Genomic DNA, 14,000 nt, shown 5'->3' on the forward strand with positions numbered 1-14,000 from the left:
CCAACTATTGGCGCCGGTCCATCCGTGGTCAACAGCAGGGTGGCCCAACGGACCCGCAGGCCCTTCCGCGGAGCGGTTCCTCGACTACGGAACGCCAGCCTGCGAGCAATACCTCACGCTGGGGAAGAGTCGCCGAGAACGACCAGAAATGACACTGAGCCGCAAAGTCGGCTACTTTCCGCGAGGATTCACTACTTTAACGCACCGCAGCATCACGCAAAAAATAACAAGCGACGGGACGGACGTGTGCCGGTCCCGTTACGTCCCCACCCGGACAGGACCCGCCGTGGGTCAGCTACATGCCAACGACCGGGCGGAGCGCGGCCGCCGACGCGCGGATCGCCGTGCGGGCAGCTGACATGCCCGCACGGCGATCCCCGGCGGGGGCGCCGGTCCCAGGGACCTCCGTCCACCGCCCGGGGGCGACCGGTCGGGTGTCAGCCGACGGTCGCGAGCGTCGCCGGCTCGTCCACCGGTTCGGCGAAGGAGGCGACCGGCGGGCAGGTGCACATCAGGTTGCGGTCGCCGTAGGCCCCGTCGATACGCCGCACCGGCGGCCAGTACTTTCCGGTACGCAGCGTGGCCACCGGATAGGCGGCGACCGAACGCGGATACGGGTGCGCCCACTCGTCGGCGGTCACCATCGCCGCGGTGTGCGGCGCGTTGCGCAGCGGATTGTCCTCGAGCGGCCAGGTGCCGTCGCCGACCTTGTCCGCCTCCGCCCGGATGGCGGTCATCGCGTCGCAGAAGCGGTCGATCTCGCCCAGGTCCTCGCTTTCCGTGGGCTCCACCATCAGGGTGCCGGCCACCGGAAAGGACATCGTCGGTGCGTGAAAGCCGTAGTCGATGAGGCGTTTCGCCACGTCGTCCACGGTGACGCCGGTGGCGCGCGTCAGCGGCCGCAGGTCAAGAACGCACTCGTGTGCGACGAGGCCGCCCCGTCCGGAGTAGAGGACGGGATAGTGCGGGCGTAGCCGGTGGGCGATGTAGTTGGCATTGAGCACGGCCACCGAGGTGGCCTCCCGCAGACCGTCCGCCCCCATCATCTGGATATACGCCCACGGGATCATGAGGATGCCGGCGGAACCCCAGGGCGACCCGGAGATGGGGCCGACCCCGGTCGCCGGACCGGCCTCGGCGCGCAGCGGATGGTTCGGCAGATACGGCAGCAGTCTCTCGCCGACGGCTACCGGCCCGACCCCCGGACCGCCACCGCCGTGCGGAATGCAGAAGGTCTTGTGCAGGTTCAGATGGCTGACATCAGCACCGAACTGCCCGGGCTTGGCCAGACCGACCAGCGCGTTCAGGTTCGCCCCGTCGACGTAGACCAGACCGCCCGCCTCGTGCACGAGGGCACAGGCCTGACCGATGCCCTCCTCGTACACACCATGCGTCGACGGATAGGTGACCATCAGCGCGGCCAGGACCTCGGTGTGCGTGCGGGCGGCGCGGGCGAGATCGTCGAGATCGACGTTTCCGTCAGCGTCACACGCGACGACGACGACGCGCATTCCCGCCATCGCGGCGCTGGCCGCGTTCGTACCATGGGCGGACGACGGGATCAGGCACACGTCACGCACGGGCGCACCGGCCGGTGTGTGGTCCCGGTGATAGGCGCGGATGGCCAGCAGCCCGGCCAGTTCGCCCTGGCTGCCGGCGTTCGGCTGCACCGAGACACCGGCATATCCGGTGATCCGGGCGAGCCATTCCTCCAGATCGCGGATCAGGGTGAGATAACCGGCAGCCTGGTCAAGCGGGGCATACGGATGGATGTCGGCGAACTCCGGCCAGGTGACCGCGGCCATCTCGGTCGTGGCGTTGAGTTTCATCGTGCAGGAACCAAGCGGGATCATGCCGCGGTCGAGGGCGAGATCGAGATCGGACAGCCGGCGCAGATAGCGCAGCATCGCCGTCTCGGAGCGGTGCTCGTGAAACACCGGATGCTCGAGGTACCTGTCGGTGCGCACCAGCTCCGTGGGCAGCGCGACCGCGGTCGTCGTCGGGATCGGCCCGTCCAGTTCGGCCTGCGCCGTCACCTCGGCCGCCGCCGCCGGCGGCACCCCGAAGGCGGCCCAGACGGCCCGAAGATCCGCCTCCACCGTCGTCTCGTTGCAGGAGATGCCCACGTGGTCGTCATCGACGAGACGGAGGTTCACCCCGTGTTCCAGTGCCGCGGCCACCACCTCGCCGGCGCGGCCCGGCGCCGCGGCGATGACCGTGTCGAAGAACGACGAGTCACCGAGGGTGACTCCACCGACGCGCAACCCCTCGGCGAGGCGCACCGCGAGCCCGTGGACCCGCCGCGCGATCCCCGCCAGGCCCTGCGGGCCGTGGTAGACCGCGTACATCGAGGCGAGCACCGCGGGCAGCACCTGGGCCGTGCAGATGTTGCTCGTCGCCTTCTCCCGGCGAATGTGCTGTTCCCGGGTCTGCAGGGTGAGCCGGTAGGCCGGGTCACCGGCCGCGTCGATGGACACCCCGACCAGCCGACCGGGCAGCGTGCGTTCGAGACCGGAACGCACGGCGAGGTAGCCGGCGTGCGGCCCACCGAACGACAGCGGCAGACCGAACCGCTGGGTGCTTCCGACCGCGATGTCCGCGCCGAGTTCGCCGGGTGAGCGCAGCAGGGTGAGCGCCAGCAGATCGGCGGCGACGGTGACGATGAGGCCACGCTCACGGGCCCGCGCGAACACCTCCCGATGCTCACGCAGCGCTCCGCTGGGCCCCGGGTAGGACACCAGCAGCCCGAACGCCGCGTCGAGCAGCTCCGCCGGCACCGCCGCAAGCCCGTCGCCGCCGGACGGGCCGTCCGAGAGGTCCACGAGGTGGACGGTGGCGCCCAGGGCCTCGGCGCGGGTCGCCACGACCGCGATCGTCTGCGGAAGCGTGTCGGCGTCGACGAGGTAGACCCGCCGCCCGCCCCTGGCCCGGCGCAACGCGATCTGCATGGCCTCGGCCGCCGCTGTGGGCTCGTCCAACAGCGACGCGCCGGCCACCGCCAACCCGGTCAGATCTGTGATCATGGTCTGGAAGTTGAGCAGGGCCTCGAGCCGGCCCTGGGAGATCTCCGGCTGGTACGGCGTGTAGGCCGTGTACCAGGCTGGGTTCTCCAACACGTTGCGCTGGATGACGCCGGGCATCACCGCCGGGTGAAAGCCGAGGCCGATCATCGAGGGCACCGGCCGGTTCGCCCGACCGAGTGCCCGCAACGCGGCCAGCACGGCCGGTTCGTCGAGCGCAAGCGGAAGATCGAGGGACCGGTCGGCGATGAGCGCGGGCACGGCCGCATCCGTCAGGGACCGCAGCGAGTCATGACCAAGCGTGGCCAGCATCGCCTTACGGGCGCTGTGGTCCGGGCCGATGTGGCGGTCGGCGAAACGCGGATAGGAACCGGGTGGCACCGCCACCGGCGGGACGTTCTGCTCGCTGCCGTCATGCATGAGAGGCCGCTCCGGAGGTCAGGCAGAACCGACAGAGACGCATCGGCGCCGCGACGGGCCTCCCCCTCTGTCATATGGCCTGAGAGCTTCGCCGCGCCTCGATCGCGAGCTCGCCCTGACGGGCGGCGCGCGAGGTCGGGGCGACTTTCACCGTCGGCGGGACGCCTGGACGTCCACTTTCCAGAGTTGCCTGACCCGGCGGTTGGGGGCCTGAGAGTTTATGGGGAGAGCTTGCTCCTTCGGCGTCCCGGCACAGAGCGACCGGGACTCTCCCGCACGGGTGTGAGCGGCAGCGGTATGCAGTTTGTACGTCGAAGACTAGCCGCGATGGCGACCCGCGGCCACCCGTCTCCGTAACTCCCACACCCGCCGCCGTGGCTGCCACTGCGGCTGCCACTGCGGTAGCCACGGCCGCCGGTGCCCTCAGACGAAGACGGTCTCGCTCGCCCGCAGCAACCGCGCCAGAAACGGCGGGGGAAGCACGGCGGCGTCGGCGGGATGCTCCGACAGCGGGGCGATCTGCGTGTGGTAGCAGTCGACGGCCCGCCGCCGGTCGCGCACCACCCGTTCGGGCAGGGACACCGACCTCGCCCGCGACCAGGGCACCGCCGGATCGGCCGGCACCGCCCAGTGCCACGTCCAGACGGGATACTCCACCAGCCGGGCCCCGGCGCGCCGCGCGGCCAGCGCCGCCGCGCGTCCCGTCGCCTCGTGATCGGGATGTCGATCGCCACGCCAGGTGGTGAGAACCCAGGTATCGGCGGTCAGCAGTGGCTCCACGAACGCGGCCAGGGTGGCCTCGTGGCCGGTGACCTGGCCGTCCGGCAGTTCCGCACGGTGCACCGGCGCCTGCCCGAGGCCCAGCGCCGTCAGGGCCGCGTGCTGCTCGGCGATCCGGTGCTGGGCGAGCTGGCGCGCCGAGAGGGTGGGCGAGCCGGGATGCGAGCCGTCCCCGTCGGTCACCGCCACCACCGTGATCCGCGTGCCCAGCTCACTGAGCCGCACGAGCAGCCCCCCGACACCGAGCACCTCATCGTCTGGATGGGGGGCGACGACCACCACCCGCGGCGGGGGGTCGGTCAGGTCGAACTCCGGCCAGCCCGGCTCCCACTGCTGCCAGACCGACGCGGGGGTGCCGGCATCGGTGAACGGCCGCTCTGCGTCGAGTCCCATGCCTTCCTGCATACGGCACCACGGCCCGCCACGCCGGACGAACACCCCACCGGCCCCGCAGTTCACCGGCCCCGCAGTTCACCGGCCCCGGAACTCGCCGGCCCCACAGCTCGCCGGCCCCCCAGATCGCCGGCCCCCCAGATCGCCGGCCCCCCAGCTCGCCGGCCCCACAGCTCGCCGGCCCCACAGCTCGCCGACGCGGCTGGTCACCGATGCAGCAGCTCGCTCTTGGCCGCCTCCTTGTCGGTCAGCGCCCCGTCGTGCTCCCGCCGGAAGACCTCCTCCGCCATCCGATCGGACGAGGTCTGGCTCGCCACCTGTCGGGCCATCTCCTCGTTGGACGTATCCGCCCCGGCGGGCCGGGTGTGCCCCGGCCAGGCCAGGGGTGCGTCAGTTCGCTTCGGTCTCTGGACCATGACTGCTCCTCCCAGGTCACCTACCGAGCTGCAATACCCGATGTAATCGACTGAGAACCATTCGCTATCGGGCGGGGTGTTTTTCGATCTTCGGAACCGGCCCGGCGCCGGCCCGCGGCCGCACGGATCTCGGCGGCCACCGCGGCGGGCGCGATCCGCTGGGCGACGCGGCGACGGCGTGGCACGGATGCGCGCAGTGCCTGGTCCAGCGCGTCGGCCAGCCGCCAGGCCTCGGCGGCGGCGCCACGGCCGGTCGCGGTCCGTCGCCGATCGTCGCCTGGATCACCGAACAGGGCGACGGTGGCCAGCTCCGCCAGGCCGCGCAGCGCTGTCCCGGCCGGTTCACCCGTCTGACTGGCGGCGTCCACCACCTCGACGGGACTCGCGGCGGCCGGCATCGGCTGGCCCGATCGGGCCAGGAGATCCAGCGCGTGAAGCCAGGCCGCGACGATCCGCGTCCGTTCGGTGCCGCGCCGCCGGGCCCGGCGGCGGCGTAGTCCAGGCAGCGCGAAGGCCAGGCCGAGATAGCCGGTCAGCACGAGCAGGGTCGCCGTCCCCGCCACCCGGATGCCCCGCCCCCGGTCGGACCAGGCCGGCGAGGGCCCGGACGGGTGGTGGTGCGCCGCCGTCCCGGTGTCAGGCCGCGGTGGGCCGGTGGGGACGTCCACCGTGGTGCCCAGCACCGCGTTGACGAGTTCGGCCTGCGCCGTGGACTCACCCTGCGTGGCGCCGGCGACAACGGCGCCACGCGCGTCGGCCGCCATCGGCGTCGGGAAGAAGGGCATCCAGCCGGTGCCGGCGAAGTGGATCTCGGCCCAGGCCAGGGCGTCGGCGCCGCGGACCGGGCGGGCGGCGGCGGTATCCGCCCCGGACACGCTGAAACCGACGACGAGCCGGGCGGGTAGACCAAGCAGGCGGGCGGCGAGCACGAAGGCGGTGGCGAACTGCTCGGAGGTCCCGCGCCTGGTCTGCTCGAGGAAGTGGGTGACCTGCGCGAGGCTGTGTCCCGCGGGGGCGGCCGGATCGAACACGAAGTTCGTCCGCAGGTACTGCCGCAGCAGTGCGGCCCGCTGGTAGGGCGAGGTGCCACCGGCGGTGGCGATCGTGGCCAGGCCGCGCAGGACCGGTGGCATGCCGGCTGGCAGCGCGCGCGCACGGGCGTCGGCGGGCGTGCTGGCGGCGGCCAGGGTGAGCGTCTGGCCCGCCGTGGGCACGGCCTGCGGCCAGGACCGCACCCGCAGCCGGGTACCAGCCGTGAGCGGCTCGGTCCGCACCAGCACGCCGTCACAGGCCGCCACCGCGAATCGTCCCCGCGTCACCTGGCCCGCGGCGACCGCGGAGCCGCCCGTCACCGCGCCGTCGGTGGTGGGCGTGCCCGGATCGGGCGTGCCCGGGAGCACGACGAACTGCCTGGGCTCGGCCAGCACCGGGACGAGCTGACCGCCCAGTCCGGCGATGGTCAGCTCCTGGGTCACCGGCGCGGACGCGGCGCCAGCGACCCGCGCGCCGTCGTGGCCCGATCCGGGGGTGGCCGGACCAGTGGTCTCGGGACAGCCCGCGGTACTCGCGCCCGCCGGCAGGTAGCGGGTACTGGAGGTCCAGGTGGCGCCGTCGTAGTCATCGAGCACGGCCAGCCGCAACGCCGCCGGCCCGGCGGTCGCGGAGGTCAGCGCGGCCTGGAACAGGACCTGCTGCGGATGGGCGGTCCAACCCGCGAGCCGACTCAACGGGCTGAGCTCCACCGTGCCCGTGCCCGTGCCCGTGCCCGTGGCGGCGGTCGCGCGATAGGCGCGCGGATCGATGCGCGGGTGGTCGTCGACCCGCAGCGGGCCGCCGGCCAGTCCGATCCCCACCGCGACCACACCGATCACGGCACCCCCCGTGCGGGCCAGCGTGGTCAACCGGCCGGGCGGGCGGCCGGGGCCCTCCAGCACGCTGCCGGGGTCAGGCCGCCCGGGCCTGACCCGACCGGGCCAGGGCAGCTCGACCCGGGGATGACGAACCCGTACCAGCAGGGCGGCGAGCGCGGCGAACCCGGCGGCGGACGGCAGATCCGAGCCACCCGACGCGGTGGCGTAACTCACCGTGACCAGAAACAGCACCAGCCCGGGTAGTGCGGGCAGCAACCGGGTACGGGTGCGGACGACCAGCTCGGCGCCGATCGCCGTCGCCAGCCAGGTCAACGCGACCGGTCCCATCAGCAGCTCCGGCTCGGCCGGCGCTGGGACAGCCGTGTCCAGCAGACGTGCCCACCCGGTGACCATCCCCACCGCGACCAGATGCAACCGGGACCACAGCCCGCCCGCTGGGACGGCGACGGTCGCCGCGGCCCAGGCGACGAACCCGCCGCCCCACGCGACCACCGTCACGATCGGTGACGGCGGCTGGTGTCGGCCACTCAGGACCGCGACCAGCACCACCGGGATGATCACGGCGGCGGCGACATCCACCAGGACCTCGGGCCCGGTGATCACCCGACGCCAGCCGAGGCCGCCGACGAACGACAGCCCACCGGCCAGCAGCACGGCGATCAGACGGTGACGCCCGCTCATCGACCTCGCTCCCCCGCGACGCCGAACCCTCGCGGCCAGGTCGCCGGCCACCTTCCGGCCAGCGCCGCCGCGTCGGGAACATCGATGACGGTCAGTCGCCCAGCCCGGCCCGGACCAGCACCGACCCGGCTCAGGTGCGCCGCGCCGCGCCGCGCGGCAACCGCGCCCGCGACCAGCGACCGGCCGGAGACAACCTCGCTGGCCCGCGTGGGCGATACCGGCCGCAGCCGGGCCCGCTCACCCGAGTCACGTCGCAGGACCGCTCGGGCGGTCGCCTCGGATCTCGGCCCGACCCGCACCAGCACCACCCGGCCGTAGGCATGGCCCACCGGGGTGAGGGCAGCCACCGCGGCCCGGTCAAAACCTCCGGTCACCAGGACGAGCGTGCCGAGTCCACCGCGCCGCAGCGTCCCGAGAACGTCCAGGGTGGCGTCGTCGGCCCACTCGACGGTGGCCAGTTCGTCGAGGAGCAGGTCGGCGTCGCGCCGTCGGCGGCGGCCGAGGACGCGTAGTCCGGCCGTGGTCACCAGGCGCACGCCGAACGCCTCCCGCGCGCAGGTCATCACCGCGGCGGCCGCCACATCGACGGCCGCCTCGAACGCCGCCCGTCCAGCCCCACCGGGGGGGTACGCGTCACGTCGGACATCGAGCACCACGGTGGCCGCGGGCTCCGTGGGGTCCATGTGCGTGCGGACCATCAGCTCGCCTGCCCGCGCGCTCGAGGGCCAGTGCACCAGGCGAAGGTCCTCGCCTGTCGCGTACGGCCGCAGCGTGTGGATCTCGAGTCCCCCGGCCGTGCCATGCCCGGTCTGACCGTCCGGTTCACGCGAGGGAGCCGAGGCGAGCGGTGCGAGCGGTGCGACGATGGGCCGGACGTGCAGGGTCGCGGTGCCGGGCAGCCGCTGGCTACGAAGGACCAGACCAAACGGGTCCGACCGGGTTATCTCAACCGGCCCGACCGTGATCATCCCGCGCTCCTCGGTCGGCAGGACCACCTCGATGGTGCGGGTACCAGCGCCAGGCAGTCGGCTGATCGGAACAAGCACCCGCGCGGAGGCGCGATCGCGACGCGACGACTCGCCACGCGACAGCTCGCTGTCGGATCGCTCGCTGTCGGACGCCAGCGAGTCTCCCGCCGGCGCGGCGGACCCGTCATCGGACGGGTACGGGCGGGCGCTGGCCATGTCCTGCTCCGAACGGGGGACGGTCGTCGTCAGCGGCAGGCGCAGCACGAAGGAAGGCGCCGTCCACCTGGAGTGATTACGCAAAATGATCATCAGGGTGGCGGGTTCGCCCCGCGCCACCCGATGCGGCGACACCCGCAGTTCGGCGGACGCCCGTGGCTGGCGCACCGCGACGATCAGGGACAGCGCCACGGCGGCGGCGGCCGTCCCGCCGAGCACCGCTACCTCGGGGTAGTGCACCAGCCGTGCCCCGGCCAGCAGCACCGCCGCTGTGGCGAGCAGGCCCCATCCCAGCGGTGTCGGCCGCAGCCGTGAGCGGCCCGCCCGTGCCCTCCCCGGCGTAACCGTGCCCACCGCCGGCTGCGCGGCATCAGTCCCGGTGGTGGTCCCGGTCGTCGTACCGATCCCGGTGGTGGTCCCGAACTCGGCGCTGGTCCGGCGGTGGGTCCTCGTCCGGGCTCTGCCTTCGGCTCCGGCCTCGACCAGCTCTCGGCTGGCCGGTTCTCGGGCGGGTCGCCATGCGGGCGGGTCGTCGGCCCGCATGGCGGGATCGGGCGGGCGTCCGGGGCTGGGGCCAGGACCGGGCACGGGATGGGACGTGGGATCCGGGGCGAGGGAGGATCGCCATCCGGACACCTCAGCTGGGCGTGCCGCGGCCGGACCCGCAGGAGGGTCATCGACCGGATCGGTGGGTCGCGGCCGGTGCCGCTCGCCCAGCCCGCGGGCGAGTGGTCCGGTCGGCGGCGTCCGCGGGGTGCGCCACGGGCCACGTTCTGGCCCCGAGTGCCCAGCCCGGTCAGCCCGGTCAGCGCGTAGTGGACGGGTGTCCGCCTCGGTCCTGCTGGCGCGGCGCATCGTGGTCGTCTGGTCGTCGGGACGCGATGGTCGTCCCCGGGATGGCACGGTCAGATCCCGAGCAGCCGACGCGGCGAGGGAACGGACTGCAGGATCTCGTCGACCACGTCCTCGGCCACCACGCGCCGCAGCTCCGCTTCCGGGCTCAGCACGAGCCGGTGGGCGAGCACGGCACCGGCGACCGCCTTGGCGTCGTCGGGCGTGGCGAAGACCCGCCCGTGTGCGGCCGCGCGGACCTGCACCGCGCGCAGCAGCGCGATGCTGCCTCGTGGGCTCGCCCCCAGCCGGACGATGTCGGGGATGGTCCGGGTGGCAGCGACCAGTTGGACCAGGTACCGGCGCAGGTTGGGGGCGACGTGCACGGCCAGTGTCTGGGCCGATCGGGCCAGGACGTCCTCGGCCCGCATCACCGGCTGCAGGTCGTCCACCGCGCGGCCCACCTGCCTGCCCTCGAGGATCTCCAGTTCGGCGTCAAGGGAGGGGTATCCCATCCGCAGTCGCATGAGGAAGCGATCCAGCTGGGCCTCGGGAAGGCTGTAGGTGCCGTCCATGTCGATCGGGTTCTGCGTGGCCACGACCATGAACGGCTGAGGCACCGGATAGCTTGTGCCGTCGGAGGTGACCCGGCCCTCCTCCATCACCTCCAGCAACGCCGACTGTGTCTTGGGGGAGGCACGGTTGATCTCGTCGCCGATCACGATATTGGTGAACACCGGACCGGCCCGAAAGCCGAACTCCTGGGTCCGCTGGTTGTAGACCATGGTTCCGGTGATGTCGGCCGGCAGCAGGTCAGGGGTGAACTGGATGCGCTGGCAGCCGGCGTTCACCGAGGCGGCGAGGCTGCGAGCCAGCGATGTCTTGCCGAGCCCGGGAACGTCCTCCACAAGCAGGTGGCCTTCGGCGAACAGGCAGATCGTGGCGAGTTCAACAACGTCACGCTTACCCCGGATCACCTTTTCGACGTTCGTGACGACGTCCCGGAAGACCGCGGCGAACTCCGCTATCCCGAACTCGTCACCGCGCAGTGGACCGGTGCCATCGCCGTGCCCCGTCACCCCGTACCGCCGGTCGGATCGGAGGAGATCTGACTGCTCATCACCGTGCGCTCCTTGGGGCAGGACCAGGCGAGCTGGTCAGGATCCGGCTGCGGTCGAGGTGACGGGTGAGGCGTTGAAGGAACCCGGTACTGGTGGGGGTCTGAGGCTGGCGGGGACCTGAGGCTGGCGGGTGGGACCGACAGGGGTGGGACGTGGATGGGAAGGCGGACCAGGCCGGTAGGGGGGACGACCGACCCGGTCCGCCAGTCGGACGGTGGGGGGATCCGCCCGGGAACGATCGCCGCCCGGCCGTCGCCGGATGTGCGTTCCCGTTCCACATCGGTAGACGACGGACGAACGACTTTCGTTGTGCCATGACCCGGACAAGTTGTTGACCTGATGGTCGGCCAGCAGACATGTCCGTCACCTGACGAGGTCGTCTCGAGATGGTCGGCTACACCGACGAGAGATCATCACGATTGGCAGCAATCAGGTTGCAACCTGTCGGCGGGGCGTCGCGTCTAACCCGGCGAGAGGGACGCGCCACCCAACCGGACGGCCACTCGTCCAACAATGTATTGACGCGAAACACAATTACTTCCCGTGTGCATTGGGCAGTGCGCACGGGTCATGGTGAGTGCTGCGCCCCTCCCAAGGCACTCACCAGGCGGTGTCCGTGCGGATGGGCGGGGTGGCACGCTCGCACGGACACCGCCCTGCCTCCCCTTTCGCACCGGGTCAGCCGTGCGGCGCGTGCGCACTCCTGCTTCTGCCGTGCCGCGGTGCCTGTGTGCCGCGGTCCTACTCACCCCCCTGTCGGGGCATGAGCATGGGGGGAGAAACCCATCGTGGTCTTCGGGCAGGGGCGACGCAGGATGGCCACCGTCATCTCGGCCGCGGCGGCGGCCGGTCTCACCGGCGCCGTCGTGTTCTGCGCCACGGGGATCGCACCCGTCGCGCTGTCGTCCTCGGACGCGGATGTCTGGCTACCCTGGAACACCGCCGGCCTCATCACCCATCTGCAGAGCACCACCGGACGGGCCGACGCGGCGATCACCATCCCGGCCGCCGCGAGCCATCACCTGACGGTCCTTGCGGACGGCCCAGACCTGCTGGTCGCGGACTCGGATGCGCACCTGCTGCACCTGGTGGAGCCGCAACGGCTGGCGCCGGCCCGCTCTGTCACCCTGCCCGCCGGGGCCAGCGTCGACGTGGCACCCGACGCGGTCGGGGTCATCGACAGCGCGTCTGGGCGGGTCATCCGCCTGGACCGGAAGCGGTTGACGCCGACCGGACCGACCCTGGATCTCGGCGGTCCGCTCGGCACCACCGCCCAGACGGCGGACGGCACGCTGTGGGCACCCGTGCGGGCCAGCGGCTCGGTGGTCCCGATCATGCGTGGCGTGCCGGCCGCCCCGATCCGCGTGGCCCCACCGGGCCATGCCATCGACATGGTGCTCTCCGGTGATCAGCCAGTCGTCCTGGACGCCACGGCAGCGACCCTGGTGCCCCTGGTGGACGGACAACCCGGTCGAACCACCGCCCTCGCCGTACCGCCAGCCGACACCGACACCGACACCGGCACCGGCACCGGCACCGGCACTAATGGCGGTGCCACAGGTGACAGCGGTGCCACAGCGGCTAACGGCGGCGCCACGGCTAACGGCGGCGCAGGTCCGGGCTCTGCTCGAGGGTCCGTCACGGCTCTGGTCGCGGCGGCCCGGTCTCCCCGCGACCTTGTTCTTGTGATCGACACGAGGTCCGGCCGGCTCCTGCTCGCCGACCTGGCGCGCGGCGGGGTGACCTCCATCGACATCCCCGCCAGCGTGCCTCCCGCCAGCACGATCTCCGCCAGCACGCCTGCCGCCGCCACGGCACCGTCCGGACTGCCCGACATCGACCGACCCGCCGGCCTCACCAGCCCGACCGGGCCAGCTGGAGTGGCTGGGGCGACTGGGCAGGCCGGGCCAGTCGGGCCTGCCGCCGCCGTGGTCGCGCCCGTACCGGGCGGGCTGCCCGGCGGGCCGGGCGGTGCGCAACCGGCGGCCGCGCCGACGCGCCGGTTGACGGCCCCGGTCTGGCAGGACGAACGGATCTTTCTGCCCGACCACGACGGCGGCGTCGTCCTGGTCTTCGACCGCGGGCGGCGGAGTTTCACCACACCCATCAGGCCCGGCCCCGCCCTCACCGGCGCGGACGGTGGCAGGCCAGCGCTGACGGTGAGCCTCGACGGTGACCGGGTCTGGATCAACGACCCGGACAGCGCGGAGCTCGTCCTGATCCGTGGGGATCGACAGCTGGTGCTGTCGAAGCAGCCAGCCGGCCTGGCCGGTCAGGCGGACACCATCCCGCCACGTCCGCTGCCGCCCGCACCACCCCGGCCACGGCCGTCGTCAACCCTCCCCGACGGCGCCCCCAGCGGGCCGACCCCGCGGGCCACACCCCACCCGCGGGGCGGGCCGGGCGGGCAACCCGACACCGCCGACATCCCTGGCCCGGCCGGGCCAGGGACGCAGCCGCCACGACCGACGACCGTGGCCACCTCCCCCATCCAGACCCCGGTACCGCCCATCACCAGCCCCAGCACACTGCCGAACATCCCCCATCCGCCCCCCACACCCGCGGGCGAACCTGGCACCGGCGCCACCCGGGACGCCCCCGCCCCGGCCAGGCGCTGATCGGAGCACCGCTGTCCCGGAGCACCGCTGTCCCGGAGCACCGTGGCAGGGCAGCAGCACCAGCGCGGCGCCCGGACCAGGGCCGTCCCGCGTGGGTCAGGAACGGAAGTCGATGGCCAGTCGGTCCGGTGAGCTCAGGCTGACGATCCGGAACTCGGTGGCCCGGGGCAGACCGATTCCGATGTGCACCATGCCCTCGAAGTCCCCGGCGACGGCATAGCTCAGGGCGCCGGTGGAGTCCTGCCCGCTCGCGGCGGTGCGCAGTGTGGACGCGCCCTGGTCGTCATGCGCGGACGCCGAACTCAGTACCAGCTCAAGCTGGGCCTGGCCGACCAGCGGCAGCGGCGCTCCCGAGCCAGGTCGGATCACCTCGGTGACATACCGCGCCTGATAGCCGGGCGTCCCGCCGGTGAACTCGACGACCAGACGTTCGTAGCGGACGCCGTTCTCCTCGTTCGGCGCGCTGCGCAGTGACACCACCCGAACGGGCGTGGTCGGTGCCGGCGCCGGAGCCGAAGCGGGCTGGTCGGACCAGCTGCGCGCAGCAGAGCGCGCTCCCCCGATCGGACCCCCGGGATCCGCGCTCGAGGTCGCACCCCCACCGGCCGCGGCCCCCGTCGCGGCGCTACCCGGGCCACCGGACCCCGACGGCGACGGGGACGCCG

At 72.8% G+C, this 14,000-nt stretch carries 8 protein-coding genes and 2 riboswitches; of the genes, 1 reads left to right on the forward strand and 7 read right to left on the reverse strand.

The genetic code is table 11. From position 1 onward, the window contains the following. Positions 1–437: 437 nt before the first annotated feature. The 6 genes from gcvP to MXD61_RS03590 form a co-directional block, all read right to left on the reverse strand. A complete protein-coding gene (gcvP, locus tag MXD61_RS03565) occupies positions 438–3,440 on the reverse strand; it encodes an aminomethyl-transferring glycine dehydrogenase (RefSeq protein ID WP_248811428.1) in 3,003 nt (1,000 codons plus the stop codon). A 60-nt stretch (positions 3,441–3,500) separates the two neighbouring features. Next, positions 3,501–3,629: riboswitch (glycine riboswitch) on the reverse strand. Next, positions 3,630–3,725, reverse strand: a riboswitch (glycine riboswitch). Between the two features lie 138 nt (positions 3,726–3,863). Further along, complete coding sequence (locus tag MXD61_RS03570) at positions 3,864–4,613, reverse strand: PIG-L deacetylase family protein (protein WP_248811429.1); 750 nt, start codon at positions 4,611–4,613, stop codon at positions 3,864–3,866. Positions 4,614–4,819: 206 nt separating this feature from the next. Next, a complete protein-coding gene (locus MXD61_RS03575; RefSeq protein ID WP_163547483.1) occupies positions 4,820–5,029 on the reverse strand; it encodes a hypothetical protein in 210 nt (69 codons plus the stop codon). 20 nt (positions 5,030–5,049) lie between these two features. Then, entirely contained in the window at positions 5,050–7,581 is a 2,532-nt protein-coding gene (locus MXD61_RS03580) for a transglutaminase-like domain-containing protein (RefSeq protein WP_248811430.1), read from the reverse strand. After that, a complete protein-coding gene (locus MXD61_RS03585) occupies positions 7,578–9,308 on the reverse strand; it encodes a DUF58 domain-containing protein (RefSeq protein ID WP_248811431.1) in 1,731 nt (576 codons plus the stop codon). Before MXD61_RS03585 ends, MXD61_RS03580 begins: the two co-directional genes overlap by 4 nt. Before the next feature lie 362 nt (positions 9,309–9,670). Then, positions 9,671–10,675, reverse strand: coding sequence for an AAA family ATPase (locus tag MXD61_RS03590; protein WP_374628380.1), 1,005 nt, complete (start codon positions 10,673–10,675; stop codon positions 9,671–9,673). A gap of 830 nt (positions 10,676–11,505) precedes the next feature. Here MXD61_RS03590 and MXD61_RS03595 point away from each other — a divergent pair. Beyond that, entirely contained in the window at positions 11,506–13,335 is a 1,830-nt protein-coding gene (locus tag MXD61_RS03595; protein ID WP_248811432.1) for a hypothetical protein, read from the forward strand. A gap of 96 nt (positions 13,336–13,431) precedes the next feature. Here the strand turns inward: MXD61_RS03595 and MXD61_RS03600 are convergent, their stop codons facing one another. After that, complete coding sequence (locus MXD61_RS03600) at positions 13,432–13,812, reverse strand: hypothetical protein (protein ID WP_163550855.1); 381 nt, start codon at positions 13,810–13,812, stop codon at positions 13,432–13,434. Between the last annotated feature and the right edge of the window lie 188 nt (positions 13,813–14,000).

The sequence above is a fragment of the Frankia sp. AgPm24 genome (genome assembly GCF_023243055.1).
GTDB lineage: Bacteria > Actinomycetota > Actinomycetes > Frankiales > Frankiaceae > Frankia > Frankia umida.